The following is a 21,503-nucleotide window of genomic DNA, read 5'->3' as shown; positions in this document are numbered from 1 at the left end:
TCAGCCCCAGGCCGCGCCGGCAAGCGCATCGAGCGGGAATTTCAGATAGCGCCGGCCGTTGTCTTCCGGTTCCGGCAGGCACCCGCCACGCAAGTTCACCTGCAGCGCGTGCAGGATGAGCTTCGGCATCGGCAGCGTGCGGTCGCGCGCCTGGCGAAGCGCGACGAAGGCCGCCTCGTCGATCCCGGCGATATGCGGGTTCGAGCGCTTCTGCTCGGCCACCGTGCTTTCCCAGCGCGGCTCGCGGCCACCCGGCTGGTAGTCATGGCCGGTGAACAGGCGCGTCCCGTCCGGCAGCGAAAGAATCCGCTGGATCGATGCCCACAGAACCTCCGCGCTGCCGCCGGGAAAATCCGCCCGCGCCGTGCCGCTGTCCGGCATGAACAGCGTGTCGTGCACGAAGGCCGCGTCACCGATCACATAGGTTATGGAGGCCAGCGTATGGCCAGGCGAGAACAGCACATGCGCGTCGATCGAGCCGACCTTGAAGCGATCGCCATCGGCAAACAGCCGGTCCCATTGCGAGCCGTCGGCCGCCAGCGTGGGCCAGTTGTAGATATTTTTCCAGAGACGCTGGACGTCGACGACGCGGGCGCCGATCGCGGTCGGCGCGCCCGTCCTGCCCTTCAGGTAGGAGGCCGCCGAGAAATGATCGGCATGGGGATGGGTGTCGAGGATCCATTCGACGGTCAGGCCATTGTCCGCGACATAGGCAAGGATGGCATCGGCATTGCGGGTGTCCGTCGCGCCGGATTTCTCGTCGAAGTCGAGAACCGGATCGACGATGGCACAGCGCATGGTCGCCGGGTCGGAGACGACATACTGAATGCTCGAACTGCGCGGATCGAACAGGCCCCAGACGACGGGCCGCGCGACACGCGGCTGTCCCGTGACCGAGAGCTCATTGGTGATCCTGACTGGCTGCATCGCCGCACTTCCTCTTTTCAATATACAATTGCATATAATGTATAATGTCGAGGAGTCAACAGGCGTCGCACCCGCCTTTTCCACAGCCTACGTCATCCGGTCTTGTTACGACGCGCAATTAGTGCTAATTGCATGTCGCAACAAAAGGAAGGTGAAGCGATGCGTACTCTCTCCTCGGATGAATTTTTCGCCCTCGCGGAAGTAAAGCCGACCACGTTCAGGGCTGCGATCAGCCGGCGCGAAGCTGTCTTCATGGCCGGGCTCGACCGCATGCTGGCTGGAGGAACGTTCCTCGACCTTGACGCTGTCGCCTGGAAGCTGACCGACGAGCTAGCTCCCGCGCTCACGCGCAAAGTGGCCGCCGTGCTTTTGAAAGGCTTCAACGACCAGTGGTGCGCGGCCGTCTCGAAGGCAGACCAGATCGCCGAGCCGACATTCCTCGTCGCTCTCGAGCGCGGTCAGGTCTTGGAAGAAGTCGAGCTTTATGGGCAAAGCCGTAAGGGGCTTGGCCTCCGCGAAGCCGTCAATATCAGTTACGGCACGATGCGCGAACTCGGGGAGTTCGATCATAATAAGGCGACGACGATCCCCGATCGCATGACACTCATCAACGTAACGTCGTTGTTGGCTAGGGTCCGGGATCGCGCAAAGGTCATCGGGATTGACCTCTCGGCACCGTTCCTGCCGCCGCTCGGTGATCCTTCGTTCGAACAGATGCTGGCCGAAGTGAAGACGTTTCGCGAAAACCTCGTGACGCGTGTTCGCTTTCCCCGCCAGGCGGAAAGGCCTGAGTGATGGACGAACTTCTCGCTATGTATCTGCAGAGCGACGACTTTCGCCGCCGCCCCGTTCGCACGAAAAAGCTCATCGGCTGCGGGCCAAGGCTGGCAAGAAGGTGCCGACCTTCGAGAAGATGGCGACGTACCCTGCAGGTGCCTGTTGAACTGCTGCTCGCGGACTTCCAGCGAGCGATGGCGAAGGCCGGCATGCCAGTCGTTCCCGTCGGACGTGTACAGTTATGAACCTCGCGACCCGCATCGGCGCCGCCTACGGTGCTTTTCGCGGCCTCAACGCCACCACTAGCAGGCGGCGCTGGCGCGAGATCCCGCAGCCGCGCGCGCCGAGGCCTCCTACGCCGCCGCCGACGCCGGCATCGTCGCCGCCCATCCCACGGCGGTGCCACGGTGCGACGCAAGCCTGCTCAAGAAGCCGACAAAAAGAGCTTACGCCTGCCGCCGCTCCGGCAGAACCGCCTGAGCCGTCGCTCGAGAAACAATCGCCTCCAGCGGCTCGGGCCGGTGCAGCAGAAAGCCCTGGCCGGAGTCGACGCCCATGTCGCGCAGCATGTCGAGCGCCGTCTGCTGCTCGATCTTCTCCGCCACCACCGAGCAGCCGAGGCTTCTGGCGATGCTGGTGATGGCCAGAACGATCTCGCGGTCGAAGCGGCTTTGCGCGATGTGCTCAATGAAAGAGCCGTCGATCTTGATCGCGTCGACGGGAAAGCGCCGCAGATATTCGAACGAGCTCATGCCGGCGCCGAAATCGTCGAGGCTGACGCGGCAGCGGCGCTCGCGCGCCTTGCGCACGAACTGTTCAGCGGCGTCGAAATTGGTGACGGCGGCGGTCTCGGTGATCTCGAAGCCGATGCCCGAATGCGGTGCGCCGGACTCAGCGATGGCGGCGTCGACGAAGTCCCACAGTTGCGGGTCGCTCAGCGTCTGCGCCGACAGGTTGAAGCCGAGCGAAATCGCGCCCGACCGCATTGCCGGACCGTGCTGCGAGAGCGCCGTCCTGATGATCCAGCGGTCGAGCCGGGAAGCGAGGCCGAAGCGCTCCGCCACCGGGATGAATTCGCCGGGCGGGATCATCCGGCCATTGCGTCCGATCAGCCGTGCCAGCACCTCGACATGACGGCTCTCCTGCCACGGTTTGCCAAGCAGATGGATCTGCTGGCCGAACAGCTTCAGCCTGCCGTCCTCCATGGCGTCGACCAGGTCGGCGGCCAGCCGTGCCGCGTTGAGCCCGCCGGAGCCCGACGCGGTCTCCGGCGAAAACACGGCAAAACGGTTGCGCCCGGCGGCCTTGGCCGCGTAGCAGGCGTCGTCGGCGCAGGCCAGCGCGTCGGCCACGGTGGTGTTGTGGTCGGAGACAAAGGCGATGCCGACGCTGGCCGCGAGCCTGCGCGACGTCGCCGCGGCACCAAGGTCGGCGTCGCGCACCGCCACGAGAACGGCAGCGGCCAGCCGCTCTGCCTGCGCGGCATTGCAATTCGGCACCAGCAGCGCGAACTCGTCGCCGCCGAGGCGCGCTGCATAAGCGGATGGCGGCAGGCAGCGCACGATGCTGCCGGCGACGCCCTTCAGCGCAAGGTCGCCGGCGGCATGGCCGGCGTAATCGTTAAGCGCCTTGAAGTAGTCGAGATCGACATAGAATACTGCCAGCGGCAGCCGGCGCGCCGTGGCGATATGGTCGGCCAGCAGCCTGTCGAAGGCGGCGCGGTTCAAGAGCCCGGTCAGCGCATCGTGGTTGGCCGCATAGGCCAGTTCCTGGGCGCGTGTCTTGTCCTCGGTGATGTCGCGCACGGTGCCGAGGATCTGGCCCGCCGAGCCGGCGGCGATGAAGCGCACCAGGGATTCGACATGGCGGGTCTCGCCGTCGCGCTTGACGATGCGGTACTGCGAAGCGATGACGGTGGCAGAACCGAGAGGCACCTGGTGGGCGCGCTCGGTGGCATCCTTGTCGTCCGGGTGCAGATAGGTGTGCCAGAGGTCGGCCGTCACCTCATCGGTGTCGGCGACGAGGCCGAAGATCTCCCTGGTGCGGGCATCCCAATAGCTCTTGCGGGTGCCGATATCATGGTGCCAGATGCCGGTGCCGCTGGCGGCGAGCGCCAGCCGGAAGCGGACATTGACCTGCTCGAGTGCGGCTTCCGCCTCCTTCTGCCTGGTGATGTCGGTCTGCACGCCCATCAGCCTGAGCGGTTGGCCGTTTTCATCGCGCTCGACAATGCCGCCGCGGTCCAGCACCCAGACCCAGTGGCCGTCCTTGTGCCTGAGGCGAAGCTCGGTCTCGATCGAAGGGGTCAGGCCGGCAATATGGCCGTCGCCGCTGGCCTTCGCGCGCTCGCGATCGTCGGGATGCGTCAACTGCAGCCAGAGGTCGGCCGCGTCGGCAAGCTCGCCCTCGTCATAGCCGAGCATCTTCGACCAGGTCGGCGAATAATAGCAGGCGCCACTCTTGATATCCCAGTCCCAGACGCCGAGATGGGCACGCTCGAGCGCCAGTGCCCAGAACTCTCCATTGCGTGTCTTGTCGTCTGCCATGCCCGGTTTTTGTCCACCCTGTCGCGGACAATGTGCACAAAAGCAGAGAAGAATCCGTTACCGGGGCCGGCAACCGGGGCGCAAGCGGGAGCCAGGCGCCGGTTGTATCGCCCAAGTCACGGCGACTGCACCCATTCTGCTGGAGCCTTTTCACTCTGGCTAATCCACCCCCAACTTCGCCCGCTGGCTCTGGCCGGCGGGCCTTTTTCAGCCGCCCAGCTTCCGCGGTCGTGCTCGGAATTCGGCGTGAGCAGCCAATTGCTGGCGCGGGCTTCCTCCGCTTCAGAATCAAGGGCATTGTTTTTTTCGGTTTCTATAACTTTTTTAATAGAGCCGAGCGCTCGGATCGATGACTGTCACCTCGCAGCATCGCCTCTACGGTGCTGCATGTTGGGGTGACCCAATCGGCCCGCGCCTCCGCTAGCCTGGGGGCGCGGGTGCGGCCCAGCGGCTGGATGGTGGCTCGCTTCGCCAAGGACGGGATTGCGGGAACGCCTCTGGGAGCGCGTCCAGAGGCATTCCGGGCCGGCGCCATGGGGGTCAGGCCAGGTCTGATCGGCCGTGTGAAGCAGCTGCGGGGCGAGGACCACGCGCTTCGATGCAGGATTTCAGGGAAGCGGACCAAAGACGCGGGCTGCTACATGAAATCGGAAAGGGAGCGCCGGTGCCGGTCGGGCTAGCGAAGAGAAGATCAGCAGGTGTCCGGCGCTCAGCGGCGCAGGACAGTGGTCTTAACAACTGCGCCATATCTAAATTAGCATATTCGAATATACGTGAAAGGGAATGGCGGGTGATGGTTAGCGCTGCCCAGCCGTAGAGGTTAACAAATGGCAGGTGCAGTTGGGACTGACGTAAGCTGCCTACAGGGCCGGCAAGGACGCGCGCTGGCGGCGGCACGGATATTCCGACCTTCTTTTCTCCGCGTCGAACCTCGCTGACCCGAATTGTCTATCCGCGCTAGCTCAAGCGGCCGATTTGGGGGCGATCGACATCGGCTACTATTGATCTGTCGCTTGACGCTGGGGTCAATTGGGTGGGCACGTACGTCAAGCCGGGTGTGCGGTTGGGGTTACGGAAGTCGCAACGTCTTGAAGGTCCGTCCCCCGGCCGCACTCCTTGAGACGCCGGCCCCGGCATTGGCCGGTGTAAGAGGACTGACAGGACGTTCAAAACGGCTCACCTGCCATTCGTTCTTTCATGCTCAGTCACCTATTTGGTTGTGCTGCCACTGCACCCTGCGAAGGCAGCCCAAGGCAGCGGGGACCTACCCCAAGCCCCCCACCCGGTCCCCGCTGCTCATTCTCAATCGCGGAATCCCGGCCTAGACATTAGCGATGGTTAATGATTGTGTCCGGTTGCATTTCACCGCTGGTGACGTGCAACAGGTGGCAACCTGGCCCGCGTCTCCCCGTACAAGGAGAGACGCGGGTTTCCCGCCCTCTCCATGGCGCAATCAACCGTGATTTGTCTAACCGCCGAATAAGGAGCAATTTGTTTCGGGGCTCCGGCTATCGAAACCGCCGGGGGGCGCGGCCCGGCCTGCAAATTCTGTGGCAACCCAACGAAGCAGACCGGGCCATCAGGCCTCCTCAGCTTACCGGCCCTGTCCCGCGTCATTGAATGAAAGCTGCATCCGTCCCAGTAGTGTCCGCGCTCTGAACCTGCGCTTCAGCACTGTAGGACTGCTCGCCGTTCCTGCTTCATCGCCTTGCGGCGCTCGATCTCTTTCCATGCTTCATGCTCGGAACGGCCAGATGCAGTGCCGACTTCGGGATCGAACACGATGATTGTTCCGGCATTGGTCCAGATAGCGATCATGCGTTCTCCGGCACTTTGGCCGCCGAAACGCGCGCTGGCGAGGCTTGAGGCTCGGCGACCGAGCCGCCCAGCGGCCGGGAGGGCTCGTGGGCTCGAATCGGCCGCCGGGCCTGACCGGCAACGGTTCGCCGGCTGAAAAGATTGTAGTCCGGCCATGCATTGCCGCTAACTTGGCAAAACGGCTGTGTTTCGGTTCTCCTAACCATCCAATCGGATGAGCCAGAGTCGAACCGCCCATAAACGTATGGCGAGCGCGCAAGAAAATCGTGCTGGCTCTCGCCCGTCGCCTGAGGCGGGCCGCGTCGACCAAACTCTGTCTTTCACCAGCCACGCCGTGACGCCGGACAAGAGGCGGTGGCCTCTACAGCCACCCGCTGTCGGGGGCGGAATGGGCCTGCTCAATTGTGTTTTGACTATTTGGCTGCTCGAGCGCGTAAAATATCAGGTTCGCCCGGTGGGCGGACTAACGTAGGGAGGATGTTATGAAGATGAATCGACGTAATGCTCTCGCCCTTGGTGCCACCTCGTTGTCGGCCCCGCTATTGGTCGCATTGCCGACTCCGGCAGCGGCCAAGACCTACGGTCCGACTGATGGCAAAGAGATTTTCCCCGGTGTCCGGCTCGTCGAACTGGGAACACGAGACTCCCATATCAAGGGGTACAAGACCATCGCCATGGAAGATGTCGTCTACCAGCCGAAGGGAACTAGCCCGCTGGGGGACGTCATGGCGGACGACATGGTCTGCACGGTCACTGAAGGCGAACTGCAGGTCACGGCCGGCGACATGCAATTCACGGCCAAGGAAGGCGATGTGTGGAGTTGCGGCAAGGGTAGCACGAAGGAGGCTGCTACGAACAACGGAACAGTGGTCGCAGTGATGCGGGTGATAAACCTGAAGGTTGCATAAGCCAATTTGCCAGGGAAGATGGCCGGCGCCCGTTGGGCGGGGGGCTTTGGGGTAAAGGCGCCGGCCAGGCGGTCAACCAAGTCCGCCGCCGGAACAAAGTAGCAGATAGGCTGCCTGCACGTATGGTGTGACCGAGGAACTGTGCCTAGGCGCTTCCGTCGGTCTCGCTAGGCCGCCGGCGTTCCCTCGATCGCTATGATGCGTGTCCTGGCGCTGCGGAAGCGGATTTCCTTCAGGCGCTCGTACTCCGGAGAATCGTACCAGGCAGTGAGCGCGGCCATGTCGGGGAATTCGACGATGACCAGCCGATGCGGATCCCAATCGCCTTCGAGCACTCGGGTTGCGCCGCCGCGCGCGAGATATCGCCCGCCATGGCGCGCTTCGGTCGCCGGGACCTCGCGCTTGTATTCATCGAATGTGGCAGCGTCGGTGACATCGACATCTGCAATCAGATAGGCAGCCATCCCCTTGCCCTCCCTTCTCTAATTCGAACTGCGCCAGAGGCCGGCCAAGCAGTGCGGCCCAGCGGCCGTGTGAGGGGGGGCTCGATCGGCCGCCAGGCCTAACCAGCAAACGGGGGGTAGAAGGTTGCCGGCTGATTGCGCATTATAGCGGATTTTATTAGCTGCAGCTAAATTATTAAAATTGTTTGCAACGCGGCCAATGAGTGCGCCGTCGTGCCGGTGCATGGCTCGGCCTGCCAACCCAATCGTTAAAATTGTCTGGAACTCGCGAGGCATCAGGTAGCTCAACGGTCGCATGGGGAGCAAAATGCTCGTCTGGGCCGTCGGGATGATCGGGAGCCGCCGCCGCCAGAGCTGCCAACGCTGTATCGATACAGAAAGGAGCCGGCGGAACATGCTCTCAAGCTTGGGTCGCAAGTGATCGAGCGCCGGAAAGACTGCTGGCTTACCGACACTCTGCACAGAGGAGTGAAATGGCCGGTGCGGTCGGGCGCTCGTTGCTAGATCTATCGCACCGCATCGGCCATTTGCGGGATAGGAAGAAGCCCCCCGCGCGGACCAACTTATATATATATTAGAAATCACTCAATTACGACTGAGTGCCCTGGTTCACTCGGTCTAAAGAGCGTTTCATGACTGCTGCACCGATGCCAATAGCCCACAGGGTGGCGGGGCTTTGTTCGACTCACAGCAGCATGGGCGAACGGCTGACGTCCGCTATCTGGCTTGCAACTGGAACACGTCGGATGCCGACCACAATATGGGCTTCGACAATCTACGTCCCCGCAAGGGGAAAGCCCCAAAACAGCGACAAGGGTGCGAAAAGGGAATGAGGGCGGCACGGCATGCGCAAGGCACGTCCCCTCGCCCGGCTCAGGTCGGGCGCCGCCAGCGATAGGCTTCGTCGACGAGGCGCAGCGTGCCGAGATTGTCGGTGGGGCTGTTTTCGAGGATGCGGCCCGCCGCCAGACCGTCGAGGAAGCAGGCGATCGTGTCGCGATAGGATGCGGCGTAGTTCGCCGCCAGGTCGATCGCCACGGTTTCGGACCGTTCGCCGTCAAGCGTCAGCCGGTCGCGCTCCAGAAGGATACGGCCGCGTTCGCAAAAGACCTCCAGCCGGTCGAAGACCTCGCCGGGATAGCCGCGGGCGTTGAGATTGCCTTGCAGGATCACTGGTGTTCCATCGCTGGCGACCATCGACAGCAGCGCGTGGTCGTCGCCGATCACCGCATCGCTCAGCCTGCCAACGGCGGCGGAGCGCAGGCAGAGTTCGCCGAACAGGAAGCGCAGCGTGTCGATGTGGTGGATCAGGATCTCCTTGACCAGCATCTCACCGAGCGCAGCCAGCATCGGCTGGCGCCGCAGCGCCGGCAGTTGGCCATCGGCGTCCGGCACCAGGCCGCTGCTCAGCGCGCTCATCTGTGCCTGCAGCGGGCGGCCGATGCCGGCCGCGTCCAGCCAGTGCCTGATCTGCCGGTAATGCGGCCGGAAGCGCCAGTTCTCATGCACCATGAACGGGACGCGATTGCCGATCTCGGCGACCAGCGTTTCCGCTTCGGCAAAGCTCGGCGCCAGCGGCTTTTGGCAGAGGATGGCCAGCCCCGCTCGCGCCGCCAGCCGGACATGGCCGGCATGGAATTCGCGCGACGAAGCGATGTCGACGGCGTCGAGCTTTTCGGCCGCCAGCATGTCGGCGGCGTCGGCATGGATGCCGGCAATGCCGTACTCGGCTGCACGGGGGTTGCGCGCCTCGGCGGAGGGGTCGGCAATGGCGACGACGACGGCCCGGTCGGCAAGGCGACGCCAGGCATCGAGGTGGTGGCGCGTCACCCAGCCGGCGCCGATCATGCCAATGCGCAGGGTCATGCCGGCTCCTGGCGGATGCAGGCGGCGCTGGAGGGTACTGACGTCATCGGGCGCCCCGGCGGCTCACCAGCCTTTCCACCAGCACGGCGGCGATGATGATGGCGCCGATCGCCGAGCCCTGCCAGAACGGCGAGACGCCCATCAGATTGAGGCCGTTGCGGATCATCACCATGATGAAGACGCCGATCAGCGTGCCGATGATCGAGCCGCGCCCGCCGAACAGGCTGGCGCCGCCGATGACGACGGCGGCAATCGCGTCGAGCTCCAGCAGATTGCCGGCCAGCGGATCGACCGACAGGATCTTGCCGGCCAGGAGCAGCGCCGATACCGCCGACAGCGCGCCGGAGACGACATAGGGCAGGATGGCGTAGCCGACGACGTTGAGGCCGGCGGTTCTGGCGGCTTCGGCGTTGGAGCCGATGGCATAGATGGTGCGGCCGCCCTTGGTGTAGCCGAGATAGAGATAGGCCAGCAGGTAGAGCACGAGCAGGACGAAGACGTTCATCGGGATGAAGGCGACCTTGGTGTAGACGAAGTCGCTCAGCGATTCCGGAATGTTCGAGATCGAGATGCCGCCGGAGAAAATGTAGCAGAGGCTGCGGCCGATCGACATCATGCCGAGCGTGACGACGAAGGCGGCGAGGCCGAAATAGCTGATCAGGACGCCGGAGACGAGGCCGATCAGGCCGCCGGCGACGATCGCCACCAGCGCGCCGACCGGCAGGCCGAGGTCAGGCACGACGAGGCCGAAGATGATGCCGGTCAGCCCGGCCACCGCACCGACGGATAGGTCGATGCCGCCGGTGAGGATGACGAAGGTCATACCGATGGCGACGATGCCGACGACCACCGACTGGTCGAGCAGGTTCAGCACGTTGATGGTGGTCAGGAAATAGGGCGAGGCCAGCGACAGCGTGACGGCAATCAGCACGGCAAGCAGCAGCATCCTGACTTCCAGGCGTGCGGTCAGCCATCTGAGCGCCTGGCGTGGCGGTGGCGACGCATAGGCGGTGCCGATCGTTTCATTCGCGGCCATTGCGGGGCGTTCCTTGTCAGTCATCAGCGGCATCAGTCTTGGGCGGCGTAGTGGGCCTTGATGACAGCAGCCAGTTGGCCGGCGTCGGGCGGCTCAGTGTCGTGCGGCAGGACAAGGCCGGCCGCGCCCATGGCATGGCCACGCGAGCCCGCGACATCGACGATCAAGGTGTTCAGGCCGCCGTCGGCCTCGGCGACGAATTGCGATTTCGCGGCGGCGAGTGCCGCCGGAATCAGCGTCTCTCCAAAATCCACTGCAGCGCCGTCGCCGAAGCCGGGCGCGGCACGTTGATCGGCGACGGCGACCTTCAGGCAAAACAATTTCTCGTCCTCGATCAGCCCCCAGAAGGCGGCGCCGCGATAGGTGGCGGCGAGGTCGCGCAGGAAGCGGACGTTGCGCTCCATCGAGGTGCGGGGCGCGGCCAGCAGCGTCAGCTTCTCCTCGTCGAGCACCGCGCTCGGCATGTCGGCGATCGACATGCCGTCGCTGATGACGACGACGCGCTCGCAGATGCCGAGCAATTCGTCGAAGTCGGATGAGACGATGAGCACCGCGACGCCACGGTCGGCGATGGCGCGCAGCATGGCGTAGATCGAGGAGCGCGTGCCGATGTCGACGCCCTTGGTCGGTTCGTCGAGCAGGATCACTTTGGGATCGAGCATCAGCCAGCGGGCGATGATGATCTTCTGCTGCATGCCGCCGGAAAAGTTCAGCATGCTGGCGTCGAGCAACCGGTCGGCAGGCAGGCCAAGCATGGCGAGCAATTCGCTCACCTTCTCGTCGCGCCGCCGATAGGCGAGGCCGAAGCCGCGATGGGCGCCGAGATGAGCAAGCAACAGGTTTTCCCTGACGCTGAGGTCCGGCACGATGCTCTGGCGGCGGCGGTCCTCCGGCACGAAGCCGATGCCGGCGCGGATCGATTGCGCGGGCTTGCGCGGCGCAAACGGCTTGCCGTTGAGGCGCACTGAGCCGCCATCGCGGCGCCTCAGGCCGAAGATCGCCTCCAGCGTCTCCGAGCGCCCGGCGCCGACAAGGCCGCCGAGGCCGACGATCTCGCCGCGATGCAGGCTGAGGGAGACGTCGCGGACGAGCGGCGCGCTTTTCAGTTTCTCGACTTCGAGCACGACGGGCCTTTCGGCATGTTCGCTCGGCGCCCGCTCGGTGTAGATCTGGCTGAGCTCCCTGCCGACCATGTGGCGGATCAGTTCGGTCTGGGTCAGCTTGGCGGTGGCGACATCGGCGGCGACGGTGCGGCCTTCCCTCAGCACCGTGACCTTGTCGGTGACGGCGAACACTTCCTCCAGCCGGTGCGAGACGAAAGCCAGCGCCCTGCCCTCGTCGCGCAGCTTGACCATGATGTCGAACAGCCGCTCGACCTCGCCGGGGCTGAGCGATGCCGTCGGTTCGTCGAAGATGATGAGGTCGGCGTCCTGCGCCAGCGCCTTGGCGATCTCGACCAGCTGGCGCTGCGCGGCGGAAAGCGCGCGCACGTCGCCGTCGAGCGGCAACTGCGCGCGCTGGCCGAGGCGGGAGAGTATGTCCTCGGCTTTCCGTCGCATCTCGCCGAATCTGGGCAGGCCGGGCCGGCCAAGCTCGGGCAAGAAGATGTTCTCGACCACCGACAGATCGGGGGCGAGACTGGTTTCCTGCATGACCAGCGAAATGCCGGCATCGATGGCGTCGCGGGCGCGCCGGATCGAGAACGGCTTGCCCCTGTAGGCGATATCGCCGGCATCCGGCCGGATCTGGCCGCAGATGACGCGCGACAGCGTCGACTTGCCGGCGCCGTTGGCGCCGAGCAGAGCGTGGATCTCGCCACGCCGCAGCGTGATCGAGGCATCGGCGAGCGCACGGGTGCGGCCGAACGATTTCTCGACTCCGCTTGCCGTGAACAGGGTTTCTTTCGCTGCTGTCGCCTGCATTCACGCCTTCGCTGGAAAGCCGCGCCGGACCATACCGGCGCAGCGATTGAAACATGCCTGTGCTACTCGCCGAAGACGTTCTTCTTGGCTTCGGGAAGCAGCTCTTCGATGTTGGTGCTGGTGGCGATCATCACCGGCACGAGGACCTCCTTCGGCGGCGTCTTGCCGGCCAGGTGCTCGGTCAGCGACTTGGCCGCCGTCTCGCCCATCAGCCAGGGCTGCTGCATGCCGGCCGCCGTCAGTTCGCCGCTCTTCAGAAGATCGACGAATTCGGGAATGCCGTCAAAGGCGCCGACGATGATGTCGCCGGAGCGGTTGCTGGCCTTGATGGCGCGCAGCGCGCCCATGGCCGGCGTGTCGGCCTCGATGAACATCGCCTTCAGGTTCGGATTGCCGGTCAGCATGTCCTGCGCGAACTTGAACGATTCGTCGGCCGTGTAGGCCTGCATCTGCTGCAGCGCGATCTCCTTGCCGTAGCCGCCTGCCTCCATCGCCGAGCGGAAGCCGTCGGTGCGCTTCTGGCCATTGATGCGGGCGAGCGAGATGGTGATCATGCCGTAGGGCGCTTCCTTCATGCCCTTGGCTTTCGCCGCCGCGGCGACCGCCTCGCCGACACCCTTGGCGCCGGCCGTGTTGTCCGAGGCGATGAAGGAGACATATTCGCCTTCGGTGGTGCCGATATCGCAAATGACGACCGGGATCTTGGCGGCGGCGGCGAGCTTCAGGACGCTCGGCGCGGTCGAGGAATCGGTCGGCGAGATGACGATACCGGCGACGCCGCGGGTGATCGCGTCCTGCGCGTTGGTGAGCTGCTTCTGGGCGTTGTTCTGCGCCTCCAGCGCCTGGAAGCTGAAGCCGCCCTCCTTGGCGCCGGCCTCGACGCCCTTGGCAACGGTGCGCCAGAACGGCACGTCAAGCGCCGGAGCCAGGTAGACGATCTCCTTCGATTGCGCGAAGACGGGCGAAACACTGATGGTCGTTGCTGCCGCCGCTGCCGCGGCGAGTGCGATGAATGTACGTCTTTTCATTTCCGTTCTCCTCCGTTGATGTTTTTCCTGCGATGCGCGTCCGAGGTCCGGCCGGCGCGCTGGCTTTTCGAACTGCTCCGACGGACCTCCCTTTTCTTCTCCGTAGACTCCGTGTCTCAGCCGGTCGTTGCCGGCGCGTGCTGTGCGGCGAAATCGGTCTTGCCCAGCCGCGCAAACAGCTCGGCCCGCTCGGCCGGCGACAGGCGGCGCAGCGGCATCAGCCGCTCCCAGCCGCCATCGCCGGTCATTGCGGCCAATGCCGCCTTGACGCTCGCCATCAGCGGGAAGCCGCCGAGCACGCCGCGAATGGCCATCGCCGAAGCCGCCGCCTGGCGGCCCTTCTCGCTGTCGGGATCCGACCAGGCGATCTGCGACAGCGCGCCGGTGACGTTGGTGGTGGCCGAGATGCAGCCGGCGAAGCGCGAGCTCTTCCATTCGGTCAGGCTGCCTTCGGAACTCGGAAAGACGTCGAAGCCGGGAAACTGCACGGCAAGTGAGCGCGAGAAGGCGATGTCGCCGGAAGAATCCTTGAGGCCGACGACGATGTCGGGATAGCGCTCGCGCAGCCGCGCGATGGCTTCGGCGACGAAGGGCACGCCGGTGTTTTGCGGGATGTGGTAGAGGTAGATCTTCAGGCCGAATGGGCCGGCCTTGGCGATCACCTCGCCGACATGGTTGGCCAGGCTCTCGGCATCGATGCCCTTGTAGTAGAAGGGCGGCAGAAGCAGCGCACCCGCGAAACCGAGCTCCCGCGCGGCCCTGGTCAGCGCCACCGAGTCGGCGAGCGCCGAGGCGCCGGTGCCGACCATCATGCGCTGCAGCGGAACGCCTGATTGCGCCACCGCGCGCATGGCGGCGATGCGCTGCTCGACCGAGAACGAGGTCGCCTCGCCGGTGGTGCCGAGCAAATTGATGCCGTCGCAGCCGCCGTCGCCGAGCAGCCAGCGGCAATGGCCGATCAGGCGGTCGGTGTCGATCGACAGGTCGGCATTGAGCGGCGTGGGCGTTGCGGCAATGACGCCTTTCAGGGTCTTCATGCTTTGGATCCGGAGGCTTTGGTTGAAGCGGGCTCGCCGTCTGCCCAGAACAGGTTTCGCGGCGTGTCGACGAGCACCTGCCGGCGCAATTCCTCCGAGGGCAGCCAGTCCCAGACGAGGTCGAGAATGGCGCCGTCGTCGGGCACCGCCTCGAAGCATTCGGTGTGCGGCCAGTCGAGCGCCCAGATCAGCGCGGCCGGTGCGCGGTCGACGAGGCGCTCGACGAAAGGCTTGAGCGCGGCGTAGCGATCCGGGGCGACGCGATAGGGCGCCGACATCTTGACAATGCATTGGCCGGCGGCCGCCAGCTCGACCAGTTCGGCAAAGGCGCGGCCATCGGGGCCGCGCGCCAGGTCGGGGAAGCCGAAATGGTCGATGATGACCGGAACGCCCGCAGCGGCGACGACGTGGCCCAGATCGGCAGAATCCTCGATGTCGACCTGCAGCTGGATGTGCCAGCCAAACGGCTTGATGCACTCGGCGACAGCGTGAAAATCCTTCATCGTCAGGCCGGCCGGATTGCGCGGATTGATGCGCAGGCCGCGCACGCCGAGCCGATGCGCCCAGGCGAACAAGGTTTCGGGCGCCTTGGGCGAGATCACCGCCACGCCGCGCAGCCTGTCGGGCATGGTCTCCAGCGCTTCGAACAGCACGCTGTTTTCGAAACCATAGACGCTCGGTTGCACCAGCACCGCGCGCTCGATGCCAAAGGCGTCCATGACCCGGCGGTAGTCGATGATGGTGACCGGCGAAGGCGTGTAGCCGCGGCCAGGGTCGAGCGGGAAGCGAGCGACCGGCCCGAAGACATGGGCGTGGGTGTCGCAGGTTCCCGGCGGCAGGCGGTTGGCGTCGCGCCGCACCGGCGCCAGCGGCGGCAGGCAGAGCCGTGGTTCCGTCCTGATCCCGGGCCGTTCCGCGTTCATTCGTCAGCCCCCTCGCCGTGCGCCGGCCTGGCGACGAGGAAATCGAAGTCGCAGCCCTGGTCGGCCTGCAGCACGTGGTCATGGTAGAGCTGGGCATAGCCGCGTTCGGGCCGCTCGACGGCGGGGCGTGCCGCGGCGGCGCGCCTGGCCAGTTCCGCGTCGTCGATGAGAACGTCGATGCGCCGCCCGGCGACATCGAGCTTGATCCGATCGCCGTTGCGCACCAAAGCGAGCGGACCGCCGGCGGCGGCTTCCGGCGACACATGCAGGATGACGGTGCCGAAGGCGGTGCCGCTCATGCGTGCGTCCGACAGGCGGACCATGTCCTTGACGCCTTCGGCGGCGAGCTTCTTCGGGATCGGAATGTAGCCGGCCTCCGGCATGCCGGGCGCGCCCTTCGGCCCGGCATTGCGCAGCACCAGCACATCGTCGGCGACGACGTCGAGATCGGGATCGTCGATGCGCTCGGCAAGGTCGGCGACCGATTCGAAGACCACGGCGCGGCCGGTATGCTGCATCAGCGCCGGCGACGCCGCCGAATGCTTGATGACGGCGCCGCGCGGGCAGAGATTGCCCGACAGCACGGCCATGGCGCCTTGCGCTTTCAGCGGCTGGCCGAGCGGCCGGATGACATGCTGGTCGTGCATGTGCTCGCGCTTCATCACCCGGTCGGCAAGCGTGCCGCCGCCGATGACGGGAACGCTGAGATCGAGGAAGCCGGTGAGTTCGGCGAGCAGGCGCGGCACGCCGCCCGCCTCGTGGAAATGCTCCATATAGTGCTCGCCCGACGGCTTCAGGTCGACCAGCACCGGCATCTCGCGGCCGATCCTGTCGAATTCGGCGAGATCGATCGCGTGCCCTGCCCGGCCGGCGATCGCCGCAAGATGGATGATGCCGTTGGTCGAGCCGCCGATCGCCTGCATGACGACCATGGCGTTGCGCAGTGCCGCCGGGGTGACGAGCTCGCTGGGAAACGGCCTGCCGCTGACGGCAAGCGCGGCGGCCACCCGGCCCGACGCTTCCGCCGAACGGACCCGCTCGGCCAGCGGCGCCGGAATGGAGGCGGCAAAGGGGACGGTGAGGCCGATCACCTCGGCGATGATGGCCATGGTGCTGGCGGTGCCCATGACCATGCAGGTGCCGACGGAGGGGGCCAGCCGGCCGTTGACCAGTTCGATCTCGGCGGCGTCGATCTCGCCGGCGCGGTGCCCCGACCACAGCCGGCGGCAGTCGGTGCAGGCGCCGAGCGTCTCGCCCTTGTGATGGCCGACCACCATCGGCCCGACCGGAACGACGACCGTCGGCAGGTCGGCGCTGATCGCGCCCATGATCTGCGCCGGCAGCGTCTTGTCGCAACCGCCGACGACGACGACAGCATCCATCGGCTGCGCCCGGATCATCTCCTCGGTGTCCATCGCCATCAGATTGCGCAGCACCATCGAGGTCGGGTGCGCGAAGGATTCGTGAATCGAGATGGTCGGGAACACCATCGGCAGCGCACCCGACAGCATGACGCCGCGCTTGACCGCCTCGATCAGCTGCGGCGCATTGCCGTGGCAGGGATTGTAGTCGCTGGCGGTGTTGACGATGCCGACGATCGGCCGGTCCAGCGCATCGTCCGAATAGCCGGCGGCCTTGATGAAGGCCTTGCGCAAAAACAGTGAAAAGGCCGCGTCGCCGTAGCTGGTCACTCCCTTTCTGAGGCCGCGATAGACCAATCGACACCTGTGGACTCAATCTGCGCCGACATCGGGACCGCGTCGCCGGAGCGAGGGCCACCGCTGACGTCGCACCATAGGCAAGCGGCCAAGATTGTCAATAATCCTTGGCTTCCGATTTCTACCAGACGCCAAATCGGCCAATCCCCCTTGCCTGCGCACACCATATTATCGATTATGTGAAGCCTTTTCTGCAAGTTGCGGGAAGGATCGGTCTGCGGCTAGAGTGGCCCACAGACGGCGCGAGGACGACACAATGCTCAACATGGCAGACTATGGCGGCAAGGAAGCCGACGTCGTTAAGGCGCTGGAGGAAGACATTATCTTCGGCAAGCTGGCGCCGGGCACGCGGCTGGTCGAGGACGTGCTGCTCGCCCGCTTCCCGGTCTCGCGCCACACCATCCGCCAGGCGCTCTACCAGCTGGAAAAACTCGGCGTCGTCACCCGCGAGCGCAACAAGGGCGCGATGGTCAGGCGCCTGTCGCCTGACGAGGTGCGGCAGATATACGAGGTCCGCGAGCTGTTGCAGCGCCAGGCGGCGCTGATGATCCCGCTGCCGGCAAGCGATGCATTGATCGCGGAGCTGATGGAGATCCACCGGATCTACAGCGCCCATGTCGACGCCCACTATCTGCGCGGCATTCACGAGGCCAATGACCGCTTCCACCTGACCATGTTCTCGGCCTGCGGCAATGACTATCTGGTGTCGTCGATCGACCACTACATGCGGCTCAGCCTGCCGGTGCGGGCGAATTCGCTGGCCGACCGCGACAAGCTCGAAGTCTCGCGCCAGCACCACTGGTTCATGATCGAGGCGATGAAGCGCAAGGACAATTGGGTGCTGGCCCAGCTCTGCGTCGACCATCTGCAGCCGAGCAAGATCTTTTATCTGCAGGAGATCGAGAAGACGGGCGATGGGATTTAGGAGTCTTGGGGCCACTCACCCTGTGTCGCGTTCCTTCGCGCCCCCCTCTGTCCTGCCGGACATCTCCCCCTCAAGGGGGGAGATTGGCAGCTCCGGCCTTGCCGCCCATCCTGCAGTGCTTGAGATTGGCGAAAGCCGAAGTGAAATCTAATCTCCCCCCTTGAGGGGGAGATGTCCGGCAGGACAGAGGGGGGTGTTCAAGCGCCGACATTTCGGCCTCTCGGCTCGCCGGCTACGACCTCACCCCGGCAGCCGCCTCCGCACCACCGCCGTATGAAACCGCGCGCCGTGCAACAGGCCTTCGTCGTTGAAGTCGTAGGAGGGATTATGCAGCGGCGCGCTATCGCCGTTGCCGAGGAAGACGAAGCAGCCCGGCACATGGGTCAGGAAGCGGGCAAAGTCTTCCGAGCCGGTCATCGGCTCCGCCGCGACGCCGACGGCGTTGTCGGCCAGCACGCTCCTGGCGGCAACGAAGGCCTCGTCGACGAGCGCGGCATCGTTGACCAGCGGCACGAATTCGCGCGTGTAGGTGACTTCGGCCGAAACATTGTGCGCCAGCGCGGTGCCTTCGGCGATGATGCGCATCTGCTTCTCGATCGCGGCGCTGACTTCGGGCCGGAAACTCCTGGCGTCACCGAGGATGCGGGCGAGCCCAGGCAGCGCGTTGCGGGTGCCGTCGGTGATCAGCTCCGTGACCGAGACGACGGCGATGTCGGCCGGGCTCAGCCGGCGCGAGACGATGGTCTGCAGGGCGATGACCAAAGCGCAGGCGGCGACCAGCGTCTCGCTGCCGGAATGCGGCCGCGCGGCATGGCCGCCGACGCCTTTCAGCACGATCTCGAAATTGTCCTCCGCCGACATGATCGGCCCGGCGCGGGTCTCGAAATGGCCGACCGGCAGGCCCGGCATGTTGTGCAGGCCAAATATCTCCTCGAAGGGGAAGCGCTCGATGAGGCCGTCGTCCAGCATGGCGAGCGCGCCCCTGCCCCATTCCTCGGCCGGCTGGAAGATGAAGCGCACCGTGCCGTCGAAGCCGCCTTCTCCGGCCAGCAGTTTGGCAGCACCGAGCAGCATCGAGGTGTGGCCGTCATGGCCGCAGGCATGCATGGTGCCAGGCGTTTGCGAGCGGTAGGTCATCGTGCCCTGTTCGGCGATGCGCAAGGCATCCATGTCGGCACGCAGCGCGATCGCGCGGTTGCCGCTGCCTCTGGTCAGCGTGCCGACGACGCCGGTGCCGCCGATGCCTTCGGCAACCTCCAGGCCGAACTCGCGCAGCTTTTGCGCGACGAAGGCCGCGGTGCGCTTCTCCTCGAAGCCGAATTCGGGATGGGCGTGCAATTCATGCCGCCATGCGGTCATGTCGCGATGGAGGTTTTCCTGATCGACTTCGGCCATGGTCATCCGCCTTTCACGCAGTCTGCAGCAGGACATCCTCTGGCGCCATGCCGACCAGCTCGGCATAGCGGCCGGGATCGGTGGCGCCTTCGGTGTTGATGACCAGCACGCGCGAGCCTGCATCAAGGCCGAGCGCTGCCCGCATGTCGGGCGACGCCGCGGCGCGGACCAGCCCCGCGAGCCCGGCGCCGCCGCTCTCGCCGGAGACGATGGCCGGATCGTCGCCCGCCGGCCGCGCCAGCCGGTTCATCACCGCGACCGCGTCTTCCTCCTCGACCGTCATGAAGGCATCGCCGACCCTCGCCAGCACGCGCCAGGCGACCGGCGAGGCCTCGTAGCATTCGAGCATCGCCATCACCGTCGGCTCGTCATGCGGGATTTTCACCGGACGTCCGGCTTCGGCGGTGGCGTAGATGCAGGCAGCCCGCGCGGGCTCGACCACCGTCACCGTCGGCCTGTCCTCGCCGAGCACGACGGCGAGATGGCCTGCTAGGGCCGCAGCGAAACCGCCGACGCCGGCCTGCAGGAAGACATGGGTGGGCGGCTTGGGCAGGTGCCGCAGCGCCTCGCGCACGATCACCGTATAGCCCTGCATGACCAGCCCCGGAATGCGCTCATAGCCCGCCCAGGACGTGTCGGAGACAACCGTCCAGCCGCGCGCGGCCGCGACCTCGGCGGCTTCCCGCACCGAATGGTCATAGCCACCGTCGACCCGCACCATCTCGGCGCCGAAGCGGGCGATGGCGGCGACGCGCTCGTCGCTGACGCCGGAGTGGACGAAGACCACCGAGCGGGCACCGACCAGGCCGGCGCCCTGCGCCACCGAGCGGCCGTGATTGCCGTCGGTGGCGCAGACGAAGGTCATGCCGGCGGCAATGGCGCGCACGTCGGACTCATCCAGTTCCGTGACATCCACGGTCCGGCCGAGCCGCTTAGCCGCCTCCTCCAGCACCAGCCGGATGACGGCATAGGAGCCACCCAGCGCCTTGAAGCTGCCGAGCCCGAGCCGCAAACCTTCGTCCTTGACGTGCAGCGAGCCGACGCCGAGTTCGGCCGCCAGCGCCGGCAGCGCATGCAGCGGCGTCCCGGCATGGTTCTCGCGATGGCTCAGAAAGCGCTCGGCCTCGTCGGCCCCGGCCACGCCAAGCGATACCGCATCGGCGGCCACCAACGGCTGGCGATGTTCAGGACGGCGGTTGAGCAGCATGGTCTTTTTCCCTTGAGTGGCTGAAATCTATTGCAAGGCGGATGAGAAATGCGCTCTGTTTTGACCATCTGATTGCAAGTTTGTTTCGTCTGGATGTCGCCATGCCCGCTTCGCAAAGCCTCGACAGCTTCGACCGCGCCATCCTCGCCATCCTGCAGAAGGACAACACGACGCCGCAGCGGGCCATCGGCGAAGCGGTCAATTTGTCGGCACCGGCCGTGCAAAGGCGCATCAAGCGCATGGAGGAAACCGGCATCATCCGCGCCAATGTCGCGCTGGTCGACCCGGCCAAGGTCGGCCATCCGATCACACTGTTCGTCGAGGTGGAGGTGGAGAGCGAACGGGCCGAGCTGATCGACGCCGCCAAGCGCAGCTTCATCGCCGTGCCCGAGGTGCAGCAATGCTACTATGTGACGGGAGATGCCGACTTCATCCTCGTCATCACCGTCGCGACGATGGCCGACTATGAGGCGCTGACCCGGCGGCTGTTCTTCGAGAACAACAACGTCAAACGCTTCCGCACCTTCGTCGCCATGGACCGGGTGAAGGTCGGGCTGGAAGTGCCGGTGTGAGGTGGCGGAGCGTCGGAGCTGCCAATCTCCCGCAATCTGAACCCCTCGCCCCTGCCCGAGGGACGGACCGTGATACAGTTTCTGTATCAGGAGCTACCGGCGTCCAAACGCTCGTGGTGGCTGATCGACGAGAAGCATGGCGAGGTCGACCTGTGCTGGTACGATCCGGGCTTCGAGGTTGACCTCTATGTCTCGACCGACCTGCACACGATGACGGCGATCTGGATGGGGCTGACGACGGTCGAGAAGGCCGGTGCGAAGGTCGCCTTGACCGGCGACCAGGCCATCGGCAGGAAGATGCAGACCTGGCTCGGCCTCAGCCCGTTCGCGTTGGAACCCAAGCGCGCTGCGTAAGGTGGGTCAAGACCCAATCATTCCGAACGACTGGTTCGACCTCCATCTTGGCCGCAACGACGTTGCTGACCGTTGCCCGA

Annotated in this window: 17 protein-coding genes and 1 pseudogene; 5 read left to right on the top strand and 13 right to left on the bottom strand. The window is 65.4% G+C overall.

Annotated elements, in window-relative coordinates:
* Window positions 1-870 (bottom strand): annotated as a pseudogene (locus tag DH08_RS14955) (MBL fold metallo-hydrolase); the annotation flags it as partial.
* Between the two features lie 216 nt (window positions 871-1,086).
* Between DH08_RS14955 and DH08_RS14950 the strand changes: the two are divergent.
* A complete protein-coding gene (locus DH08_RS14950) occupies window positions 1,087-1,722 on the top strand; it encodes a hypothetical protein (RefSeq protein ID WP_192180028.1) in 636 nt (211 codons plus the stop codon).
* Between the two features lie 428 nt (window positions 1,723-2,150).
* On the opposite strand, the gene DH08_RS14945 is transcribed toward DH08_RS14950, so the two are convergent.
* Together DH08_RS14945 and DH08_RS14940 are read right to left on the bottom strand one after the other, a co-directional pair.
* The gene (locus DH08_RS14945) at window positions 2,151-4,250 is read right to left on the bottom strand and encodes an EAL domain-containing protein (RefSeq protein WP_192180027.1); all 2,100 of its coding nucleotides are present in this window, start codon (window positions 4,248-4,250) and stop codon (window positions 2,151-2,153) included.
* A gap of 1,668 nt (window positions 4,251-5,918) precedes the next feature.
* The gene (locus DH08_RS14940) at window positions 5,919-6,068 is read right to left on the bottom strand and encodes a hypothetical protein (RefSeq protein ID WP_006205676.1); all 150 of its coding nucleotides are present in this window, start codon (window positions 6,066-6,068) and stop codon (window positions 5,919-5,921) included.
* 482 nt (window positions 6,069-6,550) lie between these two features.
* Here DH08_RS14940 and DH08_RS14935 point away from each other — a divergent pair, with 482 nt between their 5' ends.
* Complete coding sequence (locus DH08_RS14935; RefSeq protein ID WP_192180026.1) at window positions 6,551-6,976, top strand: hypothetical protein; 426 nt, start codon at window positions 6,551-6,553, stop codon at window positions 6,974-6,976.
* Window positions 6,977-7,143: 167 nt separating this feature from the next.
* On the opposite strand, the gene DH08_RS14930 is transcribed toward DH08_RS14935, so the two are convergent.
* The 8 genes from DH08_RS14930 to DH08_RS14895 all read right to left on the bottom strand — a co-directional run bounded on the left by DH08_RS14930 (window position 7,144) and on the right by DH08_RS14895 (window position 16,943).
* On the bottom strand, window positions 7,144-7,440 hold the full coding sequence (locus DH08_RS14930; protein ID WP_192180025.1) for a DUF1330 domain-containing protein: 297 nt from the start codon (window positions 7,438-7,440) through the stop codon (window positions 7,144-7,146).
* 873 nt (window positions 7,441-8,313) lie between these two features.
* Complete coding sequence (locus tag DH08_RS14925) at window positions 8,314-9,306, bottom strand: Gfo/Idh/MocA family protein (RefSeq protein WP_192180024.1); 993 nt, start codon at window positions 9,304-9,306, stop codon at window positions 8,314-8,316.
* A gap of 43 nt (window positions 9,307-9,349) precedes the next feature.
* Window positions 9,350-10,342, bottom strand: coding sequence for an ABC transporter permease (locus DH08_RS14920; protein ID WP_192180023.1), 993 nt, complete (start codon window positions 10,340-10,342; stop codon window positions 9,350-9,352).
* Window positions 10,343-10,374: 32 nt separating this feature from the next.
* Window positions 10,375-12,264 (bottom strand): sugar ABC transporter ATP-binding protein, encoded by a 1,890-nt coding sequence (locus tag DH08_RS14915; RefSeq protein WP_192180022.1) that lies wholly within the window; start codon window positions 12,262-12,264, stop codon window positions 10,375-10,377.
* Window positions 12,265-12,326: 62 nt separating this feature from the next.
* Window positions 12,327-13,292 (bottom strand): substrate-binding domain-containing protein, encoded by a 966-nt coding sequence (locus DH08_RS14910; protein ID WP_192180021.1) that lies wholly within the window; start codon window positions 13,290-13,292, stop codon window positions 12,327-12,329.
* Window positions 13,293-13,408: 116 nt separating this feature from the next.
* Entirely contained in the window at window positions 13,409-14,329 is a 921-nt protein-coding gene (locus tag DH08_RS14905) for a dihydrodipicolinate synthase family protein (RefSeq protein WP_192180020.1), read from the bottom strand.
* Window positions 14,326-15,252: an amidohydrolase family protein gene (locus DH08_RS14900; RefSeq protein WP_192180019.1), complete on the bottom strand. Its 927-nt coding sequence runs from the start codon at window positions 15,250-15,252 to the stop codon at window positions 14,326-14,328. Before DH08_RS14900 ends, DH08_RS14905 begins: the two co-directional genes overlap by 4 nt.
* Window positions 15,249-16,943, bottom strand: coding sequence for a dihydroxy-acid dehydratase (locus DH08_RS14895; protein WP_192180018.1), 1,695 nt, complete (start codon window positions 16,941-16,943; stop codon window positions 15,249-15,251). The genes DH08_RS14900 and DH08_RS14895 overlap by 4 nt, the downstream gene beginning before the upstream one ends.
* A gap of 283 nt (window positions 16,944-17,226) precedes the next feature.
* On the opposite strand from DH08_RS14895, the gene DH08_RS14890 reads away from it, so the two are divergent.
* Window positions 17,227-17,895, top strand: coding sequence for a GntR family transcriptional regulator (locus tag DH08_RS14890; RefSeq protein WP_192180017.1), 669 nt, complete (start codon window positions 17,227-17,229; stop codon window positions 17,893-17,895).
* Between the two features lie 240 nt (window positions 17,896-18,135).
* On the opposite strand, the gene DH08_RS14885 is transcribed toward DH08_RS14890, so the two are convergent.
* Window positions 18,136-19,290 (bottom strand): M20 aminoacylase family protein, encoded by a 1,155-nt coding sequence (locus tag DH08_RS14885; protein ID WP_192180016.1) that lies wholly within the window; start codon window positions 19,288-19,290, stop codon window positions 18,136-18,138.
* Between the two features lie 13 nt (window positions 19,291-19,303).
* On the bottom strand, window positions 19,304-20,497 hold the full coding sequence (locus DH08_RS14880) for a diaminopropionate ammonia-lyase (RefSeq protein WP_192180015.1): 1,194 nt from the start codon (window positions 20,495-20,497) through the stop codon (window positions 19,304-19,306).
* Window positions 20,498-20,598: 101 nt separating this feature from the next.
* On the opposite strand from DH08_RS14880, the gene DH08_RS14875 reads away from it, so the two are divergent.
* Window positions 20,599-21,069 carry an Lrp/AsnC family transcriptional regulator gene (locus DH08_RS14875; protein WP_192180014.1) on the top strand — a complete coding sequence of 157 codons (471 nt, stop codon included), beginning with the start codon at window positions 20,599-20,601 and terminating at the stop codon, window positions 21,067-21,069.
* Between the two features lie 69 nt (window positions 21,070-21,138).
* Window positions 21,139-21,423, top strand: a complete 285-nt coding sequence (locus DH08_RS14870; protein WP_246800844.1) for a hypothetical protein — start codon at window positions 21,139-21,141, stop codon at window positions 21,421-21,423.
* Window positions 21,424-21,503 lie beyond the last annotated feature (80 nt).

It is taken from the genome of Mesorhizobium amorphae (assembly GCF_014843845.1).
Classification (GTDB): Bacteria; Pseudomonadota; Alphaproteobacteria; order Rhizobiales; family Rhizobiaceae; genus Mesorhizobium; species Mesorhizobium amorphae_A.
This window is presented reverse-complemented; position numbering and strand designations above follow the sequence as displayed.

Bases quoted from the DNA above. Each gene is read 5' to 3' on its own strand.
- DH08_RS14910 (WP_192180021.1), bottom strand. From the start codon at position 13,292: ATGAAAAGACGTACATTCATCGCACTCGCCGCGGCAGCGGCGGCAGCA.
- DH08_RS14950 (WP_192180028.1), top strand. From the start codon at position 1,087: ATGCGTACTCTCTCCTCGGATGAATTTTTCGCCCTCGCGGAAGTAAAG.
- DH08_RS14875 (WP_192180014.1), top strand. From the start codon at position 20,599: ATGCCCGCTTCGCAAAGCCTCGACAGCTTCGACCGCGCCATCCTCGCC.
- DH08_RS14915 (WP_192180022.1), bottom strand. From the start codon at position 12,264: ATGCAGGCGACAGCAGCGAAAGAAACCCTGTTCACGGCAAGCGGAGTC.
- DH08_RS14900 (WP_192180019.1), bottom strand. From the start codon at position 15,252: ATGAACGCGGAACGGCCCGGGATCAGGACGGAACCACGGCTCTGCCTG.
- DH08_RS14945 (WP_192180027.1), bottom strand. From the start codon at position 4,250: ATGGCAGACGACAAGACACGCAATGGAGAGTTCTGGGCACTGGCGCTC.
- DH08_RS14940 (WP_006205676.1), bottom strand. From the start codon at position 6,068: ATGATCGCTATCTGGACCAATGCCGGAACAATCATCGTGTTCGATCCC.
- DH08_RS14925 (WP_192180024.1), bottom strand. From the start codon at position 9,306: ATGACCCTGCGCATTGGCATGATCGGCGCCGGCTGGGTGACGCGCCAC.
- DH08_RS14880 (WP_192180015.1), bottom strand. From the start codon at position 20,497: ATGCTGCTCAACCGCCGTCCTGAACATCGCCAGCCGTTGGTGGCCGCC.
- DH08_RS14930 (WP_192180025.1), bottom strand. From the start codon at position 7,440: ATGGCTGCCTATCTGATTGCAGATGTCGATGTCACCGACGCTGCCACA.
- DH08_RS14935 (WP_192180026.1), top strand. From the start codon at position 6,551: ATGAAGATGAATCGACGTAATGCTCTCGCCCTTGGTGCCACCTCGTTG.
- DH08_RS14890 (WP_192180017.1), top strand. From the start codon at position 17,227: ATGCTCAACATGGCAGACTATGGCGGCAAGGAAGCCGACGTCGTTAAG.
- DH08_RS14885 (WP_192180016.1), bottom strand. From the start codon at position 19,290: ATGGCCGAAGTCGATCAGGAAAACCTCCATCGCGACATGACCGCATGG.
- DH08_RS14905 (WP_192180020.1), bottom strand. From the start codon at position 14,329: ATGAAGACCCTGAAAGGCGTCATTGCCGCAACGCCCACGCCGCTCAAT.
- DH08_RS14920 (WP_192180023.1), bottom strand. From the start codon at position 10,342: ATGGCCGCGAATGAAACGATCGGCACCGCCTATGCGTCGCCACCGCCA.